At 52.9% G+C, this 25485-nt stretch carries 17 protein-coding genes; 12 read left to right on the forward strand and 5 right to left on the reverse strand.

Features of this window, described 5'->3' with window-relative positions; genetic code table 11:
* Nucleotides 1–138 precede the first annotated feature (138 nt).
* Nucleotides 139–1107, reverse strand: coding sequence for a thioredoxin-disulfide reductase (gene trxB, locus FA92_RS05000; RefSeq protein ID WP_013357303.1), 969 nt, complete (start codon nt 1105–1107; stop codon nt 139–141).
* Nucleotides 1108–1627: 520 nt separating this feature from the next.
* Between trxB and lrp the strand changes: the two genes are divergently transcribed.
* The 6 genes from lrp (at nt 1628) to FA92_RS05030 (ending at nt 10875) form a co-directional block, all read left to right on the forward strand.
* The gene (lrp, locus tag FA92_RS05005) at nt 1628–2122 is read left to right on the forward strand and encodes a leucine-responsive transcriptional regulator Lrp (protein ID WP_006118610.1); all 495 of its coding nucleotides are present in this window, start codon (nt 1628–1630) and stop codon (nt 2120–2122) included.
* 118 nt (nt 2123–2240) lie between these two features.
* On the forward strand, nt 2241–5879 hold the full coding sequence (locus FA92_RS05010) for a DNA translocase FtsK 4TM domain-containing protein (protein ID WP_033782506.1): 3639 nt from the start codon (nt 2241–2243) through the stop codon (nt 5877–5879).
* A 178-nt stretch (nt 5880–6057) separates the two neighbouring features.
* Nucleotides 6058–6669: an outer membrane lipoprotein chaperone LolA gene (lolA, locus tag FA92_RS05015; protein WP_003849334.1), complete on the forward strand. Its 612-nt coding sequence runs from the start codon at nt 6058–6060 to the stop codon at nt 6667–6669.
* A gap of 7 nt (nt 6670–6676) precedes the next feature.
* Complete coding sequence (locus FA92_RS05020; protein ID WP_033782508.1) at nt 6677–8020, forward strand: replication-associated recombination protein A; 1344 nt, start codon at nt 6677–6679, stop codon at nt 8018–8020.
* 92 nt (nt 8021–8112) lie between these two features.
* Nucleotides 8113–9405, forward strand: a complete 1293-nt coding sequence (gene serS / locus FA92_RS05025; RefSeq protein WP_033782510.1) for a serine--tRNA ligase — start codon at nt 8113–8115, stop codon at nt 9403–9405.
* 318 nt (nt 9406–9723) lie between these two features.
* Entirely contained in the window at nt 9724–10875 is a 1152-nt protein-coding gene (locus tag FA92_RS05030; protein ID WP_033784535.1) for an MFS transporter, read from the forward strand.
* A gap of 52 nt (nt 10876–10927) precedes the next feature.
* Here FA92_RS05030 and pflA read toward each other — a convergent pair whose 3' ends face one another.
* From pflA to ycaO, 4 genes are all read right to left on the reverse strand, one after another.
* Nucleotides 10928–11668 (reverse strand): pyruvate formate lyase 1-activating protein, encoded by a 741-nt coding sequence (gene pflA, locus FA92_RS05035; protein WP_033782511.1) that lies wholly within the window; start codon nt 11666–11668, stop codon nt 10928–10930.
* Nucleotides 11669–11830: 162 nt separating this feature from the next.
* Nucleotides 11831–14113: a formate C-acetyltransferase gene (pflB, locus tag FA92_RS05040; RefSeq protein ID WP_033782512.1), complete on the reverse strand. Its 2283-nt coding sequence runs from the start codon at nt 14111–14113 to the stop codon at nt 11831–11833.
* A gap of 71 nt (nt 14114–14184) precedes the next feature.
* Nucleotides 14185–15045 carry a formate transporter FocA gene (gene focA, locus FA92_RS05045; protein ID WP_033782513.1) on the reverse strand — a complete coding sequence of 287 codons (861 nt, stop codon included), beginning with the start codon at nt 15043–15045 and terminating at the stop codon, nt 14185–14187.
* 373 nt (nt 15046–15418) lie between these two features.
* A complete protein-coding gene (ycaO, locus tag FA92_RS05050; RefSeq protein ID WP_033782514.1) occupies nt 15419–17182 on the reverse strand; it encodes a 30S ribosomal protein S12 methylthiotransferase accessory factor YcaO in 1764 nt (587 codons plus the stop codon).
* 326 nt (nt 17183–17508) lie between these two features.
* Here ycaO and serC point away from each other — a divergent pair, with 326 nt between their 5' ends.
* From serC to FA92_RS05080, 6 genes are all read left to right on the forward strand, one after another.
* Nucleotides 17509–18594 (forward strand): 3-phosphoserine/phosphohydroxythreonine transaminase, encoded by a 1086-nt coding sequence (gene serC, locus FA92_RS05055; protein ID WP_013357313.1) that lies wholly within the window; start codon nt 17509–17511, stop codon nt 18592–18594.
* Nucleotides 18595–18675: 81 nt separating this feature from the next.
* Entirely contained in the window at nt 18676–19962 is a 1287-nt protein-coding gene (gene aroA, locus FA92_RS05060; RefSeq protein ID WP_033782516.1) for a 3-phosphoshikimate 1-carboxyvinyltransferase, read from the forward strand.
* A 199-nt stretch (nt 19963–20161) separates the two neighbouring features.
* Nucleotides 20162–20848, forward strand: coding sequence for a (d)CMP kinase (gene cmk, locus FA92_RS05065; RefSeq protein ID WP_033782518.1), 687 nt, complete (start codon nt 20162–20164; stop codon nt 20846–20848).
* A gap of 108 nt (nt 20849–20956) precedes the next feature.
* Nucleotides 20957–22630, forward strand: coding sequence for a 30S ribosomal protein S1 (gene rpsA, locus FA92_RS05070; RefSeq protein WP_013357316.1), 1674 nt, complete (start codon nt 20957–20959; stop codon nt 22628–22630).
* 82 nt (nt 22631–22712) lie between these two features.
* On the forward strand, nt 22713–22997 hold the full coding sequence (gene ihfB / locus FA92_RS05075; RefSeq protein ID WP_003849360.1) for an integration host factor subunit beta: 285 nt from the start codon (nt 22713–22715) through the stop codon (nt 22995–22997).
* A gap of 203 nt (nt 22998–23200) precedes the next feature.
* The gene (locus tag FA92_RS05080; RefSeq protein WP_033784538.1) at nt 23201–25456 is read left to right on the forward strand and encodes a DNA internalization-related competence protein ComEC/Rec2; all 2256 of its coding nucleotides are present in this window, start codon (nt 23201–23203) and stop codon (nt 25454–25456) included.
* Nucleotides 25457–25485: the final 29 nt, after the last annotated feature.

Here is a 25485-nt window from a genome sequence, read left to right on the forward strand (position 1 = left end):
ACCATGCTAAATGTCGGTGACAGGGGAAAATGGAAAGACATTTCCATCTCTTCAGGCGCCAGAATCTAGCATGAGAGCCATAAAAAAGGCGACGGAAAAACCGTCGCCTGGAACATTTGAGATCAGAGGGTTAACAACTTACCGATCGTTTTTAACCAACCCGTCAAGAAAACGCTCAGCGTCTAACGCGGCCATGCAGCCGGTGCCTGCCGAGGTGATCGCCTGACGATAGATATGGTCCATCACATCGCCTGCCGCAAAGACGCCTGGGATGCTGGTCTGAGTGGCGTTGCCGTGCAGACCCGACTGAACTTTGATGTAACCGTTCTCCAGCGCCAGCTGACCTTCGAAGATAGCCGTATTCGGACTGTGTCCGATAGCAACAAACAGACCCGCGACTTCCAGCGCTTCTGTTTCATCACTGTTCTGGGTAGAACGCAGTGTCAGACCGGTCACACCCATCTGATCGCCTGTGACTTCTTCCAGCGTACGATGGGTGTGCAGCACGATATTGCCATTGCGCACTTTTTCCATCAGCCGGTCGATCAGGATCTTCTCTGCGCGGAAGCTGTCACGACGGTGAATCAGATGCACTTCAGCCGCGATGTTCGCCAGATAGAGCGCCTCTTCAACGGCCGTGTTACCCCCGCCAATCACTGCGACTTTCTGGTTGCGATAGAAGAAACCGTCACAGGTTGCACAGGCAGAGACACCTTTGCCCTTGAACGCCTCTTCAGACGGCAGACCCAGGTAACGAGCTGACGCACCGGTGGCGATGATCAGGGCATCTGCCGTGTATACGCCGCTGTCGCCAGTGAGGGTGAACGGACGGTTCTGCAGATCAACGGTGTGGATGTGATCGAAAATGATCTCAGTATTAAATTTTTCGGCATGCTCGTGCATGCGCTCCATCAGCGATGGACCTGTCAGATCGTGCGGGTCGCCCGGCCAGTTCTCCACTTCAGTGGTAGTGGTCAGCTGTCCGCCTTTTTCCAGACCGGTGATCAGCACCGGGTTCAGGTTGGCGCGTGCAGCATAAACGGCTGCGGTATAACCCGCTGGGCCGGAGCCCAGAATGAGTAACTTACTGTGTTTGGCCGTACTCATGCGTTCCTCAGTTTCATTCGGCTGACATAGCCTGCGATTGTAGGGAATATCCGGCGACAATAACAAGACTTAGCCAATTTTGTTAACGATAGCTGCAAGTGGCGTAGACGATGAGCGGCGGTTTTGCCTGGTCAATGCGCCAGAATGGGGCAAAAATCGGCTTTAAAGGGTGCAAAAGTGGAAAAATACTCATTTAAAAACAGATACCCAGCGGTCTGTCTGGCATCTTGTCCTGAATTTGGTGATTTTACTTTGACAATCGCCTGCGCTTTTGCGAAAACATTATCAGAAGCGAATAACATTTATCGGAACAAAACAGGTTTTCGTCGCCTGTTTTGCGTGTAACGCCGAATAAAAGCAGCCTGATATGGATAATGACGCATGATGTGGACAGACAACATGCGTCATATCGATAGGTGTCAGATCACAGGCTCTGTTAGCTCACTTCAGAAATGCCCCGAACATTGAGCGTTTTCAGGGCGTGGCAGGTAAAGGGAAGGAATTAAGAGAGACAATAATAATGGTAGACAATAAGAAACGCCCCGGGAAAGACCTCGACAGAATTGACAGGAACATTCTGAATGAACTTCAGAAAGATGGTCGCATTTCAAACGTAGAGCTTTCCAAACGCGTAGGCTTATCGCCTACGCCATGTCTTGAGCGTGTACGCCGTCTCGAACGCCAGGGATTTATTCTTGGTTACACTGCGCAGTTAAACCCGCACTATCTGGATGCCTCTCTGCTGGTATTCGTTGAGATTACTCTGAATCGTGGTGCGCCGGATGTGTTTGAGCAATTTAACGCCGCTGTGCAAAAACTTGAGGAAACTCAAGAGTGTCACCTCGTTTCCGGCGATTTCGACTACCTGCTGAAAACGCGCGTACCTGATATGTCTGCCTACCGTAAGCTGCTGGGCGAAACCCTGTTGCGCCTGCCGGGCGTAAACGACACGCGAACTTATGTGGTGATGGAAGAGGTCAAACAGAGCAATCGACTGGTGATCAAAACTCGCTGATGCGGGGCAGGTGCAAAACCTGTGAGATTTCGGTACACTCCTGTGCATTCATACAGGATCAGCGTCGGGCTTGCCCGACGCTGTTGCTTCTTACTTTACAGGCACCTGGAGAGTCCTCTTGAGCCAGGAATATACAGAAGATAAAGACGTTTCGTTACAATCGCTGAGCAGTGGACGTCGTCTGCTGGAAGCGTTGCTCATTCTGGTGGCGCTGTTTGCCATTTACCTGATGGTTTCACTGGTCAGTTTTAACCCTTCCGATCCGAGCTGGTCGCAAACGGCCTGGCATGAACCTATCCATAATATCGGCGGCAGCGTCGGTGCCTGGCTGGCTGACACCTTACTCTTCATCTTTGGTGTGATGGCGTACGCCATTCCGCCCGTCATTCTGGGTTTGTGCTGGATTGCTTTCCGTCAGCGCGACAGCCAGGACTATTTTGACTACTTTGCCGTCGGGTTACGCTTAATTGGCGTTCTTGCGCTGGTGGTAACGACCTGTGGTATGGCAGCGCTGAACGCTGATGATATCTGGTACTTCGCTTCAGGCGGCGTGATTGGTAGCCTGGTCAGTAATGCTATTGCCCCCTGGTTCAGTCCGGCTGGCGGCACGCTGATGCTGCTCTGCGTCTGGGCGGCGGGGATAACCCTGTATACCGGCTGGTCCTGGCTCACCATTGCAGAAAGAATTGGTGGTGTCGTCATGGGCGTCCTGACGTTTGCCAGCAACCGCTCACGTCACGATGAACCCTGGCAGGAAGAGGATGACGAACGCGACGCGCAAGATTATGCGGATGTCCCTGCATTGCATGCCGCCGATCAGGATGATGACGTGCTGCTGTCTGCGCCACGTGCTGTCGATCAGGAATATGATGTGCTGCTTGCCGCGCCACGCGCTGCCGCTCAGCCTGTGCCGACACAGCCGGATCCGCTACTGGCGAAAGCGGCAGCCGCAACCAGTGCGGCGGTAGCCGCCACTGCGGAAGCTGCAGAGGTGACCATTGCTCCCGCAGCGCCGGTTACCGCGGCACCTGCTGCAGCGGCCTTTACTGCATCGGCACCTGCCGCGTCAGCAGCAATACCTGCATCGTCGACGGCACAACCTGCTCCAGCATCTGGACAGAACATCCCTGCATCTTATGGTGCAACGACGGCTCCGGCGCAGAGTGCTTCTGCAGCCGCAGCTTCACCACCGCTTTACCACTTTGAAATGCCAGACGAAGCTCCGGCTGCGCCATCGTTCAATGCTTACGACGATGACGAACCTAAAATGGGTAACTGGCGTGACACATCAGCGATCCCTGCGGCCGCAACAGCCGCCGCTGCCGGAACGGCGGCCACACGTACTGCGCCTGTTTTCGACTTAGCCCCTGAAACCAATCTGAATCCTCAGGTTAAGCAGGGTATCGGACCGGCGCTACCGCGTCCTAATCCGGTAAAACTGCCTACGCGTCGTGAGCTGGCTTCTTATGGCATTAAGTTACCTTCTCAGCGCATGGCTGAAGAGAAAGCCAAAGCGGAAGAGAGCGAAACGGCATCGGCTACGTCGGTTTCCACTGCACCTGATGCTGAAGAGGCATTGCAGCAGGCTGAACTGCGTCAGGCCTTCCAGTCTGAACAACAGCAGCGTTACGGCACCAGCTGGCAGCAGGACGAAGAAGAGGAGCAGGATGCGCAGCAGCAGGATGCACTGGCGCGTCAGTTCGCCGAGCAGCAGCAGCAGCGCTATGAACCTGAAGTGAGAAAAGAGCCGGTATTGAATATTGATACTGCCTCCGCGTTCGATTTTTCACCGATGAAAGATCTGGTGGATGACGGCCCGTCTGAACCGCTGTTTACCATTGCTGCGACGCCGGAGCCGGAAGCGCCTGCGGTTTCACACGAACCGTGGCAGCAGGTAAGTGAGGTCTCTATTCCTCAGGCACCGGCTCAGGTGCCTGCACCTGCCCGTTTTGCACCGGCAGAACCTGCCTATAGTGCCCCAGTGACGCCTGCGGCTCCCGCAGAACCTGCCTATCATGCACCAGCGGCACCTCAGGCCCCGGCTTATTCTGCGCCAGCTTACGGTACGCCAGCAGATCCTGAAGCGGGTTATGCCGCGCCGTCTGCCCCTGTCTATGCTGCACCAACGGCGCCTCACGCCCCGGCTTATTCTGCGCCGTCTTATGGGACGCCAGCCGTTGAGCCGGTTCAGCCAGTTGAAGAAGCGAAACCTTCACTGCATGACAGCCTGATCCATCCGTTCCTGATGCGCCACGAGCAGCCGCTGGAGAAACCGTCCACGCCACTGCCTTCGCTGGATCTGCTGACGGCGCCTCCTGAAGAGGAAGAGCCGGTTGATATGTTCTCGCTGGAGCAGACTGCCCGTCTGGTGGAGTCACGCTTAGGCGATTACCGCGTTAAAGCCGAAGTGGTTGGCATCTCACCTGGCCCGGTTATCACCCGTTTCGAGCTTGACCTGGCACCGGGTGTAAAAGCAGCACGTATCTCTAACCTGTCGCGCGACCTGGCACGATCACTCTCGACTGTCGCGGTTCGCGTGGTGGAAGTGATCCCTGGCAAACCTTATGTGGGCCTGGAACTGCCAAACAAACATCGTCAGACCGTTTATCTGCGTGAAGTCCTGGATTGCCCTAAATTCCGCGACAACCCGTCGCCACTGGCCGTCGTGCTGGGTAAAGACATTGCCGGTCAGCCGGTCGTGGCCGATCTGGCGAAAATGCCGCACTTACTCGTTGCCGGTACGACCGGTTCCGGTAAGTCCGTGGGCGTGAACGCTATGATCATCAGCATGCTCTACAAGGCGACACCAGAAGAAGTTCGCTTCATTATGATCGACCCGAAAATGCTGGAGCTGTCGGTTTACGAAGGCATTCCGCACCTGCTGACCGAAGTGGTCACCGACATGAAGGACGCCGCGAATGCGCTGCGCTGGAGCGTCGGCGAAATGGAGCGTCGCTATAAGCTGATGTCGGCGCTGGGCGTGCGTAACCTGGCGGGTTACAACGAGAAAGTGGAGCAGGCCGAAGCGATGGGCCGTCCGATTCCTGATCCGTTCTGGAAACCGGGCGACAGCATGGATATGACGCCGCCGGTTCTGGAGAAACTACCTTATATCGTGGTAATGGTCGATGAGTTTGCTGACCTGATTATGGCAGTGGGTAAAAAGGTTGAAGAGCTGATTGCGCGCCTGGCACAGAAAGCCCGTGCTGCGGGTATCCATCTGGTGCTGGCAACACAGCGTCCATCCGTAGATGTGATTACTGGCCTGATCAAAGCGAACATCCCGACACGTATCGCCTTTACCGTTTCGAGCAAGATAGACTCCCGTACCATTCTCGATCAGGGCGGCGCGGAATCCCTGCTGGGTATGGGTGACATGCTTTACATGCCACCCAACTCCTCCCTGCCGGTTCGTGTTCACGGTGCCTTTGTGCGTGACCAGGAAGTACATGCGGTGGTTCAGGACTGGAAAGCACGTGGTCGTCCGCAATATATCGACAGTATTACGGCAGGCGAAGAGAGCGAAAGTGCCGGTGGCATCGATAGCGATGAAGAACTTGATCCGCTGTTCGATCAGGCAGTCGGCTTTGTGGTTGATAAGCGCCGTGCTTCGATTTCAGGCGTTCAGCGTCAGTTCCGCATCGGCTATAACCGCGCGGCACGTATCATTGAGCAGATGGAAGCGCAGGGCATCGTCTCTGCACCAGGACACAATGGTAACCGTGAAGTGCTGTCGCCACCGCCTCACGATATGTAGCGGTTAAATGTTTTGAAACACTACTTGATGAGCCAGTTCCGACTGGCTCATTGTTTTTACGCGGTTAACCCCCCATATCTGGATCAGCTTTCGGCTTTTTCCTCTGTTCTGATGACGGAACGGCGACCAGGCTTAATGCAGTTATCGATGGGAACGTTTAAATAAGGAATTGAAGCAGATGAAATTACGCGTAATCGCTCTGGGCCTGTTGGCCACCTTTTCTTCGGCCAGCGTTCTGGCTGATGCTTCCAGTGATCTGCAACAGCGCCTGAACAAGGTCAGCAGCTTCCACGCCAGCTTCACGCAAAAAGTGACCGACAGCAGCGGTGCCAATGTGCAGGATGGTGAAGGCGAATTGTGGGTTAAACGTCCCAGCCTGTTTAACTGGCACATGACCGCGCCGGACGAAAGCATCATCATCTCTGACGGTAAATCGCTGTGGTTCTACAATCCATTTGTTGAGCAGGCGACCGTTAGCCTGCTGCAGAATGCGACCAGCAACACGCCGTTTATGCTGATTGCCCGCAACCAGTCGAATGACTGGAAGCAGTACAACATTAAACAGCAGGGTGACAATTTCGAGCTGACACCGAAAAACAGCGATGGCAACCTGAAACAGTTCACCATTCAGGTGACCTCCAGCGGCACCATTAACCGCTTCAGCGCTATCGAACAGGATGGCCAGCGTAGTGATTACCAGCTGAAAAGCCAGCAGAATGGTGCTATCAGCCCGGATAAATTCACGTTCACACCGCCTAAAGGCGTGACGGTGGACGACCAACGTCAGTGAGGTCACGGTGAGTAACCTGTCCCTGGATTTTTCCACCGAAAATTTCAAACCTCTGGCCGCGCGTATGCGGCCAGAAACATTGAAACAGTACATTGGTCAGCAACATCTGCTGGGTGCGGGCAAACCGCTGCCGCGCGCGATTGAAGCAGGGCACCTGCACTCGATGATCCTGTGGGGACCACCCGGGACCGGCAAGACGACACTCGCTGAAATTATTGCGCATTATGGTAACGCCGATGTGGAGCGTATCTCAGCAGTCACTTCGGGTGTGAAAGAGATTCGTGAGGCGATTGAGCGTGCCCGCCAGAATAAACATGCCGGGCGACGCACCATCCTGTTTGTGGATGAGGTCCATCGGTTCAACAAGAGCCAGCAGGATGCTTTTCTGCCGCATATCGAAGATGGCACGATTACCTTTATTGGTGCGACCACCGAAAACCCCTCTTTTGAACTCAACTCCGCATTGCTGTCACGCGCCCGCGTTTACCTGCTGAAATCACTGACGACCGAGGATATTGAGCAGGTGCTGGATCAGGCGATGCAGGATAAAGCGCGTGGGTATGGCGACAGTGACATCGTGCTGCCGGACAATACACGTAGGATGATCGCTGAACTGGTTAATGGCGATGCACGCCGGGCGCTGAACACGCTGGAAATGATGGCGGATATGGCTGAAGTCACCGCCTCGGGTCAGCGTGAACTGACGCCGCAGTTGCTCAACGAAGTCTCGGGTGAGCGATCCGCGCGTTTTGACAACAAAGGCGACCGCTTTTATGACCTGATTTCGGCTCTGCACAAATCCGTGCGCGGCTCGGCACCCGACGCGGCGCTTTACTGGTATGCACGCATTATTACCGCAGGTGGCGACCCGCTCTATGTCGCACGCCGGTTGCTGGCTATCGCCTCAGAAGATGTCGGCAATGCCGACCCACGCGGCATGCAGGTGGCGATTGCGGCGTGGGATTGCTTTACGCGCGTCGGGCCGGCAGAAGGGGAGCGTGCCATCGCTCAGGCCATTGTTTATCTCGCGTGCGCGCCTAAAAGTAATGCAGTCTACAACGCGTTTAAAGCCGCCATGCGTGATGCGCGCGACCATCCCGATTACGATGTACCTGAGCATCTGCGTAATGCGCCGACTAAGCTGATGAAAGAGATGGGCCTGGGCAAAGAGTATCGTTATGCCCATGACGAAAACAACGCCTATGCCGCCGGTGAAGTCTATTTTCCGCAGGAACTGGCCAGCGCGCGCTATTACACCCCAACCCAGCGTGGGCTTGAGGGTAAGATTGGTGAAAAGCTAAGCTGGCTCGCTGAGCAGGATCAAAATAGCCCGACAAAACGCTACCGCTGAAACAGACGTTACGGTAATGTGGGCAATGTTTTCAACGCATTCCGCGGGAATGCGTCCCTTCTTTCAACCAACTTTTTATACACAGGATAAGCATGCTCGATCCCAATCTGCTGCGTAACGAGCCAGACGCAGTCGCAGAAAAACTGGCACGCCGGGGATACAAACTGGATGTGGAAACGCTGCGTTCGCTTGAAGAGCGTCGCAAAGTACTGCAGGTGGAAACCGAGAATCTGCAGGCAGAGCGTAACTCCCGATCCAAATCCATCGGTCAGGCCAAAGCACGTGGGGAAGACATCGAGCCGCTGCGTCAGGAAGTGAACGCGCTGGGCGAACGCCTGGATGCCGCAAAAGCAGAACTGGATGAACTGCAGAATCAAATCCGTGACTTTGCGCTGGCGCTGCCGAACATTCCGGCAGATGAAGTGCCGCTGGGCAAAGATGACAGCGAAAACCAGGAAGTGAGCCGCTGGGGTACCCCGCGCGAATTCAGTTTCCAGGTTAAAGATCACGTTGAGCTGGGTGAAGCGGCGAAAGGCCTGGATTTTGCGGCTGCCGTGAAACTGACCGGTTCACGCTTTGTGGTCATGCAGGGGCAGATTGCCCGCCTGCACCGTGCACTGAGTCAGTTTATGATTGACCTGCACACTGAGCAGCATGGCTACCTTGAAACCTACGTGCCTTACCTGGTTAACCATGAAACGCTTTATGGCACCGGTCAGCTGCCTAAGTTCGGCGAGGACCTGTTCCACACTCGCCCGCTGGAAGAGCAATCGGATAGCAGTAACTATGCGTTGATTCCTACTGCGGAAGTGCCGCTGACCAACATGATGCGCGATGAGATCGTGGAAGAGGATAGCCTGCCGGTTAAACTGACCGCGCATACGCCATGCTTCCGTTCTGAAGCGGGTTCTTACGGTCGTGACACGCGCGGCCTGATCCGTATGCACCAGTTCGACAAAGTTGAAATGGTGCAGATTGTCACTCCGGAACAGTCAATGGATGCGCTGGAAGAGCTGACTGCTCATGCGGAGAAAGTGCTGCAGCTGCTGAATCTGCCGTATCGTAAGGTTTTACTCTGTACCGGCGATATGGGCTTTGGCTCGACCAAAACCTACGATCTGGAAGTCTGGCTGCCAGCGCAGAATACCTATCGTGAAATTTCATCCTGTTCCAACATGGGTGATTTCCAGGCGCGTCGTATGCAGGCGCGTTACCGCAACAAACAGGAAAAGAAACCGCGTCTGGTTCATACCCTGAATGGTTCAGGACTGGCCGTAGGCCGCACTCTGGTCGCGGTGCTGGAAAACTATCAGCAGGAAGATGGCCGCATCACCGTGCCTGAAGTTTTACGTCCCTACATGAATGGCGTCGATGTCATCGGCTAAACGATTCACCATTCTTAAACCCGGCCATGGCCGGGTTTTTTTATGCGTAGTTTTTGAAAAAAGGATTTACTGAGACCGAATTTAATCACAAATAAACGTTATCGATATCAGGTGCGTCGTAACGCTTAAAAATCTAATTTTTCATAGAGATAGCGCTCAGCAATATGCCGCATAACACAATTGTAACCCACTGAAGATTAGTAAATTAAATTGTCCCGCAGCAAAATGTGCTGCTATCAAATTCAGCCCATTGACTTTAAAAAAGCCAGTGGCAAACTGCGCGCAATTTACTTCATTTTGCTCTGGTTTCTATCCCCTATGCCAACCTGGTCACGCCCCGTGATATTGCTGCTTTGCGGCCTGATGTTAATGACTGTCGCCATTGCCGTGCTGAATACGCTTGTTCCACTGTGGCTGACGCATGACTTATTGACAACCTGGCAGGTGGGCATCGTAAGTTCCTCTTATTACACCGGCAATCTGGCAGGTACATTACTGGCTGGCTGGTTAATCAGACATTACGGGTTTAATCGCAGTTATTATCTGGCAACCGGGCTCTTTGCCGTGGCAACGATTTGCCTGGTAACGATGGAAGGTTTCTGGGCGTGGAGTTCGCTTCGTTTTGTCGCGGGGGTAGGCTGTGCGCTGATGTGGGTCGTGGTTGAAAGCGCACTTCTCTGTAGCGGAACCGTCCGAAATCGTGGACAGCTACTGGCTGCCTATATGATCGTTTATTATCTTGGCACTGTAACCGGTCAGTTACTGGTCAGCACCCTCTCTACAGAATTACTGAGCGTAGTACCCTGGGTCACTTCACTGGTGTTCTGTGCAGTACTGCCTCTGGTCTTTACACGAGTATCAGCCACCGGTGAAGCGGCTGAAGCGGCACCGGCTCGCATCTGGCCGATGCTTCGTCGTCGCAGCTCACGTCTCGGCATCAATGGCTGCATTATCTCCGGTATCGTTTTAGGTTCGCTTTATGGCCTGATGCCGCTTTACCTGTCGCATCAGGGAATGAGTGATGCCAATGTCGGCTACTGGATGGCGTTACTGGTCAGCGCCGGTATTGTCGGGCAGTGGCCAGTTGGTCGCCTGGCCGATCGTTTCGGTCGCCTGCTGGTGCTGCGGGTGCAGGTCTTTGTCGTTATCCTGGGTGCGATGGCCATGCTAACCAATGCCGCAATGGCACCAGCACTGTTTGTTCTGGGGCTGGCGGGCTTCACACTCTATCCGGTGGCCATGTCCTGGGCTTGTGAGACGGTTGCACATCATGAACTGGTTGCGATGAATCAGGCGCTGCTGATGAGTTATACCGTTGGCAGTCTGGCTGGACCGGCAATGACCTCTGTTCTGATGCAGAATTATTCTGACCGGCTGCTGTTTGTGATGATCGCTGCAGTAGCGCTGATCTATCTGCTGATGCTGCTGCGTAAAGCGGACCAGCAGGCGACGCCAGTGGCACATGCCTGATCGCTGAACAGTAAAAAGGGAGCGTTAAGCTCCCTTTTTTGTGACCGATTCTCTAGTACATCACTTCGTGGCCGTAGCTGGCGAGAATATTCTTAACGCGTTCCATCGTCTCTTTCGCCGGTGGTTTTACGCCATCCAGCTTGTACTCTTCACCCATCGCAATCCATTTATGCTTACCCAGTTCGTGATAGGGCAGCAATTCAATCTTCTCGACGTTGTCCATGTCATGTGTGAATTCACCCAGCCGATGCGCGGTGTCATCATCGTCGGAGTAACCGGGTACGACGACAAAACGGATCCAGGTCCGCTTGCCTTTTTTCTGCAGGTAGCGGGCAAAATCCAGGGTACGGTGATTTGATACCCCCACCAGAATTTGATGCACATCGTCATTCATCTGTTTGAGATCGAGCATCACTAAGTCAGTCACGTCGAGCAGTTCGTCGATTACCGGATCGTAGCGGCGTACGAAGCCATTGGTGTCGAGACAGGTATGGATGCCTTCGGCCTTGCAGGCGCGGAACCAGTCACGCACAAATTCAGCCTGAAGAATCGCTTCACCGCCTGACGCAGTAACACCGCCGCCAGAGGCATTCATAAAGTGGCGATAGGAGAGCACATCCGCCATCAGCGCGTCGACGCTGATCTCTTTGCCACCGTGGGTATCCCAGGTGTCGCGGTTGTGACAGTAGAGGCAGCGCATCAGGCAGCCCTGGAAGAAAGTAATGAAACGGATGCCGGGACCATCGACGGTGCCGCAGGATTCAAATGAGTGGATACGACCGTTAACTGACATTGCGATGTTTCTCCAGTGAGTCTGCCGGGACAGACGGCGCAATCTCTGTTGCGCTCAGGGCAGGAAATCGATTCTGGTGGGAACCTTGATGAAGATGACCATCAGAACAGACTTTTAAGGAAAAGGCTCCGCGAGGAGCCTTTTTATCGGGTTTATCCGTGATTACAGTGACTGTGTGAAGGTACGGGTAATCACATCCTGCTGCTGCTCTTTAGTCAGTGAGTTAAAGCGTACAGCGTAACCAGAAACGCGAATCGTCAGCTGCGGATATTTCTCTGGATGCTCCATCGCGTCCAGCAGCATTTCACGGTTCATAACGTTGACGTTAAGATGCTGGCCGCCTTCGATGCTGGCTTCGTGATGGAAGTAACCATCCATCAGACCGGCAAGGTTGGTTTTGCGCACGTTATCATCTTTGCCCAGCGCGTTTGGTACGATTGAGAAGGTATAGGAGATACCATCTTTCGCATAGGCAAACGGCAGTTTAGCGACAGAAGTCAGTGAAGCCACCGCACCTTTCTGGTCACGACCATGCATCGGGTTAGCACCAGGTCCAAACGGTGCGCCAGCGCGACGTCCATCCGGCGTATTACCGGTTTTCTTACCATACACCACGTTCGAGGTGATGGTCAGAACAGACTGAGTCGGCACGGCATTACGATAGGTAGTCAGCTGCTGAATTTTCTTCATGAAGCGTTCAACCAGATCGCAGGCCAGGTCATCAACACGGGCGTCGTTGTTACCGAACTGTGGATATTCACCTTCGATGTCGAAGTCAATCGCCAGACCATCTTCGTCACGAATCGGTTTCACTTTGGCGTATTTAATTGCAGAAAGTGAATCCGCAGCAACAGAGAGACCGGCGATACCACAGGCCATGGTGCGATAGACATCCCGGTCATGCAGAGCCATCAGTGCCGCTTCATAGCTGTACTTATCATGCATGTAGTGGATGATGTTCAGCGAAGTCACATACTGTTTTGCCAGCCAGTCCATGAAGTGATCCATACGCTCCATGACGGTGTCGAAATCCAGCACGTCGTCGCTGATTTTGTCGCCTTTCGGTCCGACCTGCATTTTCAGTTTTTCATCCACGCCGCCGTTGATTGCGTAAAGCAGCGTTTTCGCCAGGTTGGCACGTGCGCCAAAGAACTGCATTTGTTTGCCGACAATCATCGGACTCACGCAGCAGGCGATGGCGTAGTCATCATTGTTGAAATCAGGACGCATCAGGTCATCGTTCTCATACTGCAAAGATGAGGTATCGATAGAGACTTTAGCAGCGTATTTTTTGAAATTAATGGGCAGTTTTTCTGACCACAGAATGGTCATGTTTGGCTCAGGTGAAGGACCCATGGTGTAGAGGGTATTCAGGAAGCGGAAGGTGCTTTTTGATACCAGTGTGCGACCATCAACGCCCATACCTGCCAGTGATTCGGTTGCCCAGATTGGGTCACCAGAGAACAGCTCATCATATTCCGGGGTACGCAGGAAGCGAACCATGCGCAGTTTCATGACCAGATGGTCAATCAGTTCCTGAGCCTGTTCTTCCGTCAGCTTACCGGCTTTAAGGTCACGCTCAATGTAAACATCCAGGAAGGTTGAGACGCGGCCAAACGACATGGCAGCACCGTTTTGTGATTTAACGGCAGCCAGATAACCATAGTAAGTCCACTGCACAGCTTCCATTGCGTTGGTAGCCGGGCCGGAAATGTCATGACCATACTTTGCAGCCATCTCTTTAATCTGGGCCAGCGCATGATGCTGATCGGAGATCTCTTCACGCAGACGAATGGTTGCTTCGAGATTCACACCGTTCTCTAAATCTTCCTGCAGTGATGCGAACTGAGCGAATTTATCCGCCATCAGGAAATCGATGCCGTATAACGCCACACGACGATAGTCACCGATAATACGGCCACGGCCATAAGCATCAGGAAGACCGGTCAGAATACCTGATTTGCGGCAGCGCAGAATGTCCGGGGTATAAACATCGAATACACCCTGGTTGTGTGTTTTGCGGTATTCAGTGAAGATTTTTTTCAGAGAAGGGTCGAGTTCACGGCCATACACTTTGCATGAACCTTCGACCATTTTGATGCCGCCATAAGGAATGATGGCGCGTTTTAATGGCGCTTCAGTCTGCAGCCCAACAATTTTTTCCAGAAACTTATTAATGTAGCCCGCGTCGTGCGAGGTAATCGTGGAGGCGAGATCGGTGTCGAAGTCGACTGGCGCGTGGGTGCGGTTCTCAATTTTGATGCCTTCCAGCACGCTTTCCCACAGTTTGGTGGTCGCTTCAGTGGCGCCCGCCAGGAATGACTCATCACCTTCATAGGGGGTGTAGTTTTTCTGAATGAAGTCGCGCACATTGACGCTGTTCTGCCATTCGCCTTCAGCAAATCCTTCCCATGCTGAAGCCAGTTTTGCATTAAGTTCGGTCATAATATACCTGCCTTATATGAAGAGACTTTACGGTCGGGCACAGTCAACGTCCTGTGCCGTCAAAAATGCGTTTAATGTACCTGGTCACCTTTGCGGAGATAGATAACCCAGTAAGTCAGCCCAACCAGAACGCCACCGCCGATGATGTTACCGATCGTTACGGGAATCAGATTGTGGAGAATAAAGTTACTGACGGTCAGCGCGTGAAACTGTGCAGCCGTGGTGCCAGCAGCCTGCCAGAACTCAGGTGTTGCGAAGTCGCGAATAGTAATGGCATAGGGAATGAGAAACATGTTGGCGATGCTGTGTTCGAAACCGCTGGCGACAAACATCCCAACAGGCAGAATCATCACGACCAGCTTATCGGTCAGGCTGCGACCGGAATAGCTCATCCAGACGGCGAGGCAGACCAGCAGATTAGCTAATGTACCCAGACAGACTGCTTCTATAAAGGTGTGATGCATTTTGTGATCGGCGGTTTCCAGGACATTTAAGCCCCAGGCACCATTCGCAACCATATGCTGTCCGGCAAACCACATCAGGGCGACAAAGAAGAGTGCACCTGCCAGGTTACCGGCGTAGACGTTAAACCAGTTGCGGGCCAGTTGACCCCAACTGATGCGACCACTGGCTTTAGCCACGACGATTAATACCGTCGAGGTAAAAAGGTCGGCGCCACACACCACGACCAGCATCAAACCGAGTGAGAAACAGATACCGCCAATTAGTTTGGCTATGCCATAGGGCATCGCGCCGCTGCCGGTAGTCGCTGTAATATAAAAAACGAATGCGATTGAGATGAATACGCCAGCGTTTATTGCCAGAAAGAAGGTAGTAAATGGATGTTTGGTTGCTTTATAGATACCGGCCTCTTCGGCCACTTTCGCCATTGCGGCTGGTAATAAAAGATTAAAAGGGTTGTCAGTTTTCACACTAACTTACTCCTGAAGTTGTCTGAAAAAATACTAACAAAGGAGTATAGGTCAGCAATTGATGTGGATCATGTTTGCCGAAATGGTCGCCATCATCTCGCATGGAAATGAAAAAATAATCGCGTAAATTATTGAAATTTTAAGTTTAAATTAATTTTAAAAATACAAATATATTTTAATGTGATGCGGTTGCTCGCACTTTTAATTCAATCTATGTTACGAATTAATATCTTATATGTTAAGTGAAATGATGCAATGTGGCGGAAGGTATTTTTATTACAGCTAATGTTTCATTGAGATAGAGGGAAATTATGGCACCAGATAAATCCAGTGCCATGTTGAGCTATCTGTTTCCAGCTACAGGCGTTATGCCTTACGCTTTTTTCCAGTAATGACGTTTAGCGGCCTGCAGTTTTTCGTAGGCAGCAAGTAGGGATTGATGGGCCGGGAATGCCTGCAACTCTTCATCCACAGCCTGAAGCCCGTTAAACGGATTCTCACCACTAATAGCAGCGGAAGCCGCTTCCATTGCGTTCTCACCATACATACGCAGGAAGGCGTGATGATACTGCAGCGGATCGCGCTCATCTTCCATTGCCAGTAATAGCAGGGTCTGCAGGCAGCGATAGTAATTAGCCCGCTCTGGCGTAAAGATTGAGCTGTTAAACTCCATTGTCCACTCGGTCCAGATCAATGCCTGATCCAGATCTCCGCCCGCCAGCGCCAGCATCGCTTTTAATTCGCCAATACGCAGCGTGTACCAGCCGTTGTCTTTACCGGTTGCCAGGCCCAGCAGCTCGCGAACGCGGGTGAAGTCGTCAAAACCTTCATCATCCAGCTGTCCAATCAGATCCAGATACTCTTCCGGATTCCAGTTGCTGTCAGGCAGGGCAAGCAGGGTTTCACGCATGCCAGCACCCATGCTGTTATTTGCCAGGAACAGATCTTCCGCCGGGTAGATATCAGACATGCCAGGTACGATGATGCGGCAGGCATAGACGCCCAGGTGCTCGTAGTCAGCGATATAGACCTCCTGATCTTCTGAAGCGAAGATCGCCATCAGCGTAGCAAATTCCTGCTCGGTGCTGCCTGCGAAAGACCAGTCGACAAAGGGATAATCTGCCGTCTCTTTAAACAGATCCCAGGAGATCAGACCGCTTGAATCGATGAAGTGTGTTTCAAGGTTGGCATGTTCAGCCACTTCTTCGTCATCAAAGGTTGGTGGTGTAAACACATCCAGATCTTTGAGGCTGCGACCCTGCAGCAACTCAGTAACGGTACGCTCCAGCGCCACACCGAAATCAGGGTGCGCACCAAAGGAAGCAAAACAGGTGCCATTGGTCGGGTTAAACAGCACCACACAGATAACCGGATATTTGCCGCCCAGCGAAGCGTCATAGGCAAAAATCGGGAAGCCTTCCGCTTCAAGGCGCGCAATCGCCTCAATGACGTCAGGATAACGCTGCATCACCGTATCAGGAATCGCTGGCAGGCTGATTGCTTCAGCAATAATGCGATTTTTAATGTAGCGCTCAAACACTTCTGACAACCCCTGAACACGCGCTTCATTCGCGGTGTTGCCCGCCGACATGCCATTTGAGACATAGAGGTTGCCGATGATGTTCATCGGGATATAGACAGTTTGCTGATCAGACTGGCGGGTAAAGGGCAGAGCGCAGATACCACGCTCAGCATTGCCGGACTGCAAATCAATCAGGCCGGAAGCCGTCAGAGCATTGTCGGCATCGTAAAACGCATGCAGGCGCGCATCCAGAATGCCTTCAGGTAAGGAATCATCCTCTGATAACGCAAACCATTTTTCATTGGGATAGTGAACAAAATCACCGTTAGCGATCTTTTTCCCCAGCCAGAAGTCAGCAAAAAAATAGTTAGTAGAGAGACGCTCAAAATACTCGCCCAGTGCAGAGGCCAGTGCCGCTTTTTTACTGGCGCCTTTACCATTGGTAAAGCAGAGCGGGCAATCGCGGTCGCGGATATGCACAGACCAGACATGGGGAACAGGATTAAGCCAGGAGGCTTCTTCAATATTAAAGCCAAGATCCTGCAGCTTGTTCTGGAAACGCGCGATGGAGTCTTCCAGTGCGGCATCTTTGCCCGGGATAAATGTTTGCGTCATAGTGCCGCTCTCTCTGTTGTCATAGGGTGCGTAAAGCGCGCCATGATACGGATTTTGCTAACTGACCGCTATCAGGGCGGGACATTTTTACCGGCTTAGTTTACCGGCATAGTTTTCATTGCCGCGGCACTCAGGCCAAATGCGGATTGGTGGGGCTGGATAGAGCCTCACAAAATTCCGTTCAGATTTGCATTGGTAACATAACCTCCGGCGAGCCGGATTCAGAAAATGTGACCGCACCCTGATTTATGATTGCAGCTATCAGAATGCAGTGATAAAACCGGATGGTTATTCATAACCGTTCGATATGACAGTGGTGAGGGGAAATGACGCAAGTTTATAATTTTAGCTCTGGCCCGGCGATGCTACCGGTTGAAGTCCTTCGTCGTGCAGAACAGGAGCTGACGAACTGGCGCGGTCTGGGTACCTCTGTAATGGAGATCAGTCACCGCAGTAAAGAGTTTATTCAGGTGGCTGAGGAAGCGGAGCAGGACTTCCGTGATCTGCTAAAAATACCGGCTAATTACAAAGTTTTATTCTGTCATGGCGGCGCGCGTGCTCAGTTCGCTGCTGTACCGGGTAATCTGCTCGGGCAAGCGACCAGCGCCGACTATGTCGATGGCGGCTACTGGGCACACAGTGCAATTAAGGAAGCGGAAAAGTATTGCTCCCCTCGCACGCTGGATGTGAAAACCACCCGCGATGGTAAACGTGCCATTCTGCCGATGAGCGAATGGCAGGTGAGTGAATCGTCTGCTTACCTGCATTTCTGCCCGAATGAAACTATTGATGGCATCGCCATTGATGAACAGCCCGATTTCGGCAGTAAAACGGTTGTCGCTGACTTCTCATCTACCATTCTGTCACGTCCGATCGATGTGAGCCGCTATGGCGTGATTTATGCAGGCGCGCAAAAAAATGTCGGCCCGGCCGGATTAACGCTGGTTGTCGTTCGCGAAGATCTGCTGGGTCAGGCGCACGCCTCTGTACCTTCAATTCTTGATTACAAAGTGCTGGCCGATAATGATTCGATGTTTAATACTCCGCCAACATTTGCGTGGTATCTCTCAGGCTTAGTGTTTAAATGGCTGAAAGAGAAGGGTGGCGTAGCCGAAATTGATCGTATCAATCAGGCAAAATCTGACCTGCTTTATGGCGTTATCGATCACAGTGGCTTCTACCGTAACGATGTGGCTAAAGAAAACCGCTCACGCATGAATATTCCTTTCCAGCTGGCGGATGCGTCGCTCGATGCGCTGTTCCTGGAAGAGTCATTTAAGGCAGGATTGCATGCGCTCAAAGGCCATCGTGTAGTAGGCGGTATGCGCGCCTCTATTTATAATGCGATGCCGCTGGAAGGTGTGAAGGCGCTGACCGATTTCATGGTCGACTTTGAACGCCGTCACGGCTGATTACTAAGATATCAGCATTGATGCTGATGCCAGACCTCGCCATAGGCGAGGTCTCTGTATTTTTTGAGGATTTTGTTTCACATGCAGGACTCCCTGACTCTCCAACCGATCGCGCGCGTTGATGGCACCGTAAATCTGCCCGGTTCAAAAAGCGTTTCCAATCGCGCATTGCTGCTGGCTGCGCTGGCTAAAGGCACCACCCGTCTGACTAACCTGCTCGACAGCGATGATGTAAAGCACATGCTGAATGCGCTGACTGCGCTGGGCGTAAACTATACGCTTTCCGGCGATCGCACCGTGTGTGAAGTGACGGGAAATGCCGGGCCGCTGCGCTCCTCTCAACCGCTGTCGCTGTTTCTGGGCAATGCCGGAACCGCAATGCGTCCTCTGGCTGCAGCACTTTGTCTGGGTGAGCACGATATCGAACTGACTGGCGAACCCCGCATGAAAGAGCGTCCCATCGGCCATCTGGTTGACGCGCTTCGTCAGGGTGGCGCAATCATTGATTACCTGGAAAATGAAAACTATCCGCCGCTGCGTTTACGCGGAGGTTTCACCGGGGGTGACGTCAGCGTGGATGGCAGCGTCTCCAGTCAGTTCCTGACGGCACTGCTGATGACCGCGCCGCTGGCGCAGCAGGATACCTGCATTACCATCAAAGGTGATTTGGTTTCCAAACCTTATATTGATATCACTCTGAATCTGATGCAGTGCTTTGGCGTCGACGTTGAGAATCAGAACTATCAGCGCTTCCTGATCAAGGGACAGCAACAGTATCAGTCACCGGGCGATTACCTGGTTGAGGGCGATGCCTCTTCCGCCTCCTATTTCCTGGCTGCTGCTGCCATAAAAGGCGGGACGGTTCGCGTCACCGGTATCGGACGCCAGAGTGTGCAGGGCGACATCCGTTTCGCTGACGTGCTGGAAAGGATGGGTGCTGTGATTGAGTGGGGCGATGATTACATTGCCTGCACAGCCGGAAAACTGCAGGCTATCGATATGGATATGAACCATATCCCTGATGCTGCAATGACCATTGCGACCACCGCGCTGTTTGCAGAGGGCACTACCCAGTTACGTAATATTTATAACTGGCGGGTAAAAGAGACCGATCGACTGAGCGCAATGGCCACGGAATTACGTAAATTAGGGGCGGAAGTCGAAGAAGGTCATGATTTCATCCGTATTACACCGCCAGCATCGCTGATTCATGCAGATATTGGCACCTACAATGACCACCGCATGGCGATGTGTTTTTCTCTGGTTGCACTTTCTGATACGCCGGTAACCATTCTTGATCCTGGCTGTACAGCGAAAACCTTCCCGGACTATTTTGTTCAACTGGCTAAAATCAGCCAGCACGCCTGATATTGCCTTTCCGGTGCGGTTCCGCACCGGATCTCTCCCTGATTTAATCTGGCTGCAATCGCACCGATATCCTCTGAATTGACTAACATTTCGAACCCCGTCAGTGCGAAAGGGTAACCAAGCCTTGCTATGCAGCGTATAATGCTAAGCATTAAGGGTGGCCTGAAGGTCATAATGCACGCAGCAACAGGAGGGAATAATGACAGTAACTGCCCCGGTCATAACTATTGATGGGCCAAGTGGAGCGGGAAAGGGAACCCTGTGCAAAGCGATGGCAGAATCGCTGCAGTGGCATCTGCTGGATTCCGGTGCTATTTACCGCGTGCTGGCGTTAGCCGCATTGCATCATCAGGTGGACATTGAATCTGAAGAGGCGCTGGTGCCGATTGCTGCGCATCTTGATGTGCGCTTTTTGTCACAAAACGGTGAAATGCAGGTCATACTTGAAGGTGAAGATGTGACCGGTGAAATCCGCACTCAGGAGGTCAGCAATACCGCATCACGTGTCGCTGCGTTTCCACGGGTGCGCGAAGCGTTATTGCGCCGCCAGCGCGGTTTCCGCGAGATGCCGGGCCTGATTGCTGATGGCCGTGATATGGGCACCGTGGTTTTCCCGGATGCGCCAGTAAAGATTTTCCTTGATGCCAGCCCGGAAGAGCGTGCTCAGCGACGTATGCTACAGTTGCAGGGAAATGGCTTTAATGTTAACTTTGACCGCCTTTTAGCCGAGATAAAAGAACGCGACGACCGCGATCGTAACCGCGCAATTGCGCCTCTAGTGGCTGCTGCCGATGCACTGGTTCTGGACTCTACAGAGATGTCTATCGACCAGGTCATTGAAAAAGCGCTACAATATGCCCGCGAGAAGCTGGGCATCCCGGCTTAACTGAATTTATCACCCTGTACCACGGATCCGGTGCCGGGCATGTGAAACAACCCCATCCGACATGAAGTCAGATGGACGTTAAATTGAAGAATCCTGAAGATTATCAATATGACTGAATCTTTTGCTCAACTATTTGAAGAATCCTTAAAAACAATCGAAACCCGCCCGGGTTCTATCGTTCGTGGCATCGTCGTTTCTATCGACAAAGATGTCGTTCTGGTTGATGCGGGTCTGAAATCTGAATCTGCAATTCCTGCAGAGCAGTTCAAGAACGCAGCCGGCGAACTGGAAATCCAGGTTGGCGACGAAGTTGATGTTGCTCTGGATGCAGTGGAAGACGGCTTCGGTGAAACCCTGCTGTCCCGTGAGAAAGCTAAGCGCCATGAAGCATGGATCACGCTGGAGAAAGCTTACGAAGACGCTGAAACTGTTACCGGTGTTATCAACGGCAAAGTTAAAGGCGGCTTCACAGTTGAGCTCAACGGTATCCGTGCGTTCCTGCCAGGTTCACTGGTAGATGTGCGTCCGGTGCGCGATACGCTGCATCTGGAAGGCAAAGAGCTTGAGTTCAAAGTCATCAAGCTGGATCAGAAACGCAACAACGTCGTGGTTTCACGTCGTGCGGTTATCGAATCCGAAAACAGCGCAGAGCGCGATCAGCTGCTGGAAAACCTGCAGGAAGGCATGGAAGTTAAAGGTATCGTTAAGAACCTCACTGACTACGGTGCATTCGTTGATCTGGGCGGCGTTGATGGCCTGCTGCACATCACTGATATGGCATGGAAACGCGTTAAGCATCCAAGCGAAATCGTTAACGTTGGCGACGAAATCACCGTTAAGGTGCTGAAGTTCGACCGCGAGCGTACCCGTGTTTCTCTGGGTCTGAAGCAGCTGGGCGAAGATCCATGGGTTGCTATCGCTAAACGCTATCCGGAAGGTACCCGCCTGACCGGTCGTGTTACCAACCTGACTGATTACGGCTGCTTCGTGGAAATCGAAGAAGGCGTTGAAGGTCTGGTACACGTGTCTGAAATGGACTGGACCAACAAAAACATCCATCCGTCTAAAGTTGTTAACGTAGGCGATGTTGTTGAAGTTATGGTTCTGGACATTGACGAAGAGCGTCGTCGTATCTCCCTGGGTCTGAAGCAGTGTAAATCTAACCCATGGCAGCTGTTCGCTGAGACGCACAACAAAGGCGATCGTGTTGAAGGTAAAATCAAGTCAATCACTGACTTCGGTATCTTCATCGGCCTGGATGGCGGCATCGACGGTCTGGTTCACCTGTCTGACATCTCCTGGAACGCGACTGGCGAAGAAGCCGTTCGTGAGTACAAAAAAGGCGACGAAATCGCTGCCGTTGTACTGCAGGTTGATGCAGAGCGCGAGCGTATCTCTCTGGGCGTTAAACAGCTGGCAGAAGATCCGTTCAACAACTACATCACTCTGAACAAGAAAGGTGCCATCGTCACCGGTAAAGTGACTGCAGTTGATGCTAAAGGTGCTACAGTTGAATTAGCAGACGGCGTTGAGGGTTACCTGCGCGCTTCTGAAGCTTCACTGGACCGCATTGAAGATGCAACTCTGGTTCTGAACGTTGGCGACGACGTTGAAGCTAAGTTCACCGGCGTTGATCGTAAAAACCGTGTCGTAAGCCTGTCTGTCCGTGCGAAAGACCAGGCTGATGAGAAAGAAGCTATCAATACTGTTAACACCAAACAGGAAGAAAGCAATTTCTCTAGCGCTATGGCTGAAGCGTTCAAAGCGGCTAAAGGCGAGTAATCGACCTGAAGCACCGGGTGGGCAACCACCCGGTTTCGGTAAAAGCTGTCATACATTCCCACAGGGATAAACCGGAGGTTACATGACCAAGTCAGAACTGATCGAAAGACTGGCGGGACAGCATACTCATATACCGGCGAAAGTCGTTGAGGATGCAGTAAAAGAGATGCTTGAGCACATGGCCACTACGCTGGCACAGGGCGAACGCATCGAAATCCGGGGATTCGGCAGCTTTTCTTTGCACTATCGCGCTCCGCGTACTGGACGTAACCCGAAAACGGGTGACAAAGTGGATCTGGAAGGTAAATACGTTCCCCACTTTAAGCCAGGCAAAGAGCTGCGCGATCGCGCAAATATCTACGGCTAAGCCGATACCGAACCAGATAAACGACATCTCCGGATGTCGTTTTTTTTGCCTGTTATTCAGATTCAGAACTGACATCCGGAATGCTGTGCCCAACACTGCAATCCGTTATTCTTTTTGCGAGACCGCCCGCGCCTGACTGATCCTCTCCTGTAACTTTCACCTGATTTGCCCAGAATAATCGTACTGAAATAATGGACACGATTATGCTGACATGGACCGTTCTGGCGCGACTGGCGATCGTTGCAACGTTACCGCTACTGCTGATGGCCCGACTGCCTTCCGGTGAGGCGATAGTGGCCCTGCTCTTTGTGGGCGTGGCTCTGCAACATTGTCCTTATCAGCCCGCTCGTCTGACGGGTATTACTCTGTTGTTTCTGGCATGGGCCTGTCACGATGCCCGCATGATGGTGCAGGATATTGAACGGCTCTCCGCACGTCCCGCCACCTTCACTCTTCAGATTAATGAATTGCGACAAGAGCGAAAACAAATCCGGGTTCGTCTGCTGGAAGAGGAGGGTAGGATGATATTTCCGCCCCGCTTTGCCTGGCTCTATTTCGATGCTGACCCAACGATTTACTGCCCTGGACAACGCTGGACGATGCAGCTGCGCTTACGACCGGTTCATGCTCGCCTGAATGAAGGCGACTTCGATGCCCAGCGTTTTGCACTCGCGAATAATACGCCGCTTCAGGGGCGGATCCTTAAACAGCATGCTGTCAGCGATCGCTGTGATGGCCGCTGGCGATTTATTGTATGGCACCGTGACAGAACCCGCGAAATGCCTTTTCGAGGCACGCTGGAGGCACTGACATTTGGCATCAGAGATGAGATGAGCCAGCAGACACGTCAGCTACTGCGAGATACCGGCACGGCGCACCTGATGGCGATATCGGGCATGCATATTGCCCTGGCCGCCAGCACCGGCTGGATGATGGCACGTGGGGTGCAATTTATCCTGCCAGCCCGCTTTATCGGCTATCTTTTTCCCCTCATCGTGAGCTGGCTATTTGCTGCAGTGTATACGTGGCTCTCCGGGGCTCAGCCGCCCGCAGCCCGTTCACTGCTGGCCCTGACGCTGTGGGCAATAACCCGGTTTGCGGGTGTTCAGCTGAACAGCTGGCAGATCTGGACGTTCTGTATTGCATTGCTGCTGGTGACGGATCCGCTGACGGTGCTCTCTGACAGCTTCTGGCTCTCGGTTCTGGCTGTCGGCATGCTGCTGGTCTGGTACCACTGGTTCCCGCTGCCTGCGCGGTTCCGTCATCAACGGCGCTGGATTCCGTTACAGCTGCTGCATTTGCAGGCGGGCATGATGATTTTGATGGTGCCGTTACAGGTGGCGATATTCAACGGGATCAGCCTGACCGCGCTGGTGGCCAATGTTGTCGCAATCCCGGTCGTCTCATTTATTACTATGCCCCTTGTAACACTTGCCATGCTGCTGCCGGTAGCGCATTTATCTGCCTTCTTCTGGGGTGCGGCCGATCTCTCTTTACGCGCACTGTTTTATTGCCTGAAGTTGCTGCCGCCGGGCTGGTGGCCGCTGAATGGCACAGTCTGGTTTACGGTCATGGTATGGGGTGGCCTGATTCTCTGGCGTGCGCAGTTCTTCTTCTCCCTGCCATTAAGCAGCTGCGCGCTAGCGCTGACGATGATACTGAGTCGTCAGCCAGAACCTGAGCAGGGCTGGCGCATCGATATGCTGGATATTGGGCATGGCCTGAGCATAGTGCTCACTCAGGGTCACGAAGCGGTGATGTATGACACAGGACCACGCTGGCAGAACGATAATGCGGGGAACCGGGTGATCATTCCCTGGCTGGAGCGCAGACAGTTACGTTTAAAACAGGTCATCCTCAGTCATCACCATCTGGATCACACTGGTGGGCTGCAAGCGATTAAGCAACGCTGGCCCGCGGTTGAAGTGAGAAGCGCACTGGCGGATAAAACGCACTTACCCTGTGTACGTGGCACGCAGTGGCGCTGGCGACAGCTCCATTTCCGGGTTGTCTGGCCGCTGACGAACCCTTTAGCCGGTGGGAACAACGACTCCTGTGTCATCATCGTCGATGACGGTCAGGTCCGGCTACTGTTAACCGGTGATATTGAAGCTAAAGCGGAACGTCAGCTGGTGGCGCTGGAGAAGCAGGGGCTGAAGGCCGATATCCTTCAGGTACCGCACCACGGAAGCCGTACTTCGTCGACCTCCCTGCTGCTGCGCAAAACACAAGGACACACCGCGATTGCCTCTCTGGCACGCTACAATGCCTGGCGCATGCCTGCGAAAAATGTGCTGGAAAATTACCGAACGGCTGGATTTCAGTGGCTGGACACGGGCCAGTCAGGACAAATCAGTATCAGGATAGAGCAGGGCAGAGTGCAGGTTTTCACCCTGCGGGAACAATTAATGCCCCGTTGGTATCATCAGTGGTTTGGCGTCAAACGCGAATCCAGGTAGAATGGCCGGCTATTTCCAACAGCGTGAAT

Source organism: Pantoea sp. 9140 (assembly GCF_000745295.1).
In the GTDB taxonomy this organism is placed as follows: Bacteria; Pseudomonadota; Gammaproteobacteria; order Enterobacterales; family Enterobacteriaceae; genus Pantoea; species Pantoea vagans.

What these genes read in the sequence shown, in the direction of transcription:
- trxB (WP_013357303.1), bottom strand. Translation starts at nt 1,107, where the DNA reads ATGAGTACGGCCAAACACAGTAAGTTACTCATTCTGGGCTCCGGCCCA.
- lrp (WP_006118610.1), top strand. Translation starts at nt 1,628, where the DNA reads ATGGTAGACAATAAGAAACGCCCCGGGAAAGACCTCGACAGAATTGAC.
- lolA (WP_003849334.1), top strand. Translation starts at nt 6,058, where the DNA reads ATGAAATTACGCGTAATCGCTCTGGGCCTGTTGGCCACCTTTTCTTCG.
- serS (WP_033782510.1), top strand. Translation starts at nt 8,113, where the DNA reads ATGCTCGATCCCAATCTGCTGCGTAACGAGCCAGACGCAGTCGCAGAA.
- FA92_RS05030 (WP_033784535.1), top strand. Translation starts at nt 9,724, where the DNA reads ATGCCAACCTGGTCACGCCCCGTGATATTGCTGCTTTGCGGCCTGATG.
- pflA (WP_033782511.1), bottom strand. Translation starts at nt 11,668, where the DNA reads ATGTCAGTTAACGGTCGTATCCACTCATTTGAATCCTGCGGCACCGTC.
- pflB (WP_033782512.1), bottom strand. Translation starts at nt 14,113, where the DNA reads ATGACCGAACTTAATGCAAAACTGGCTTCAGCATGGGAAGGATTTGCT.
- ycaO (WP_033782514.1), bottom strand. Translation starts at nt 17,182, where the DNA reads ATGACGCAAACATTTATCCCGGGCAAAGATGCCGCACTGGAAGACTCC.
- serC (WP_013357313.1), top strand. Translation starts at nt 17,509, where the DNA reads ATGACGCAAGTTTATAATTTTAGCTCTGGCCCGGCGATGCTACCGGTT.
- aroA (WP_033782516.1), top strand. Translation starts at nt 18,676, where the DNA reads ATGCAGGACTCCCTGACTCTCCAACCGATCGCGCGCGTTGATGGCACC.
- cmk (WP_033782518.1), top strand. Translation starts at nt 20,162, where the DNA reads ATGACAGTAACTGCCCCGGTCATAACTATTGATGGGCCAAGTGGAGCG.
- rpsA (WP_013357316.1), top strand. Translation starts at nt 20,957, where the DNA reads ATGACTGAATCTTTTGCTCAACTATTTGAAGAATCCTTAAAAACAATC.
- ihfB (WP_003849360.1), top strand. Translation starts at nt 22,713, where the DNA reads ATGACCAAGTCAGAACTGATCGAAAGACTGGCGGGACAGCATACTCAT.
- FA92_RS05080 (WP_033784538.1), top strand. Translation starts at nt 23,201, where the DNA reads ATGCTGACATGGACCGTTCTGGCGCGACTGGCGATCGTTGCAACGTTA.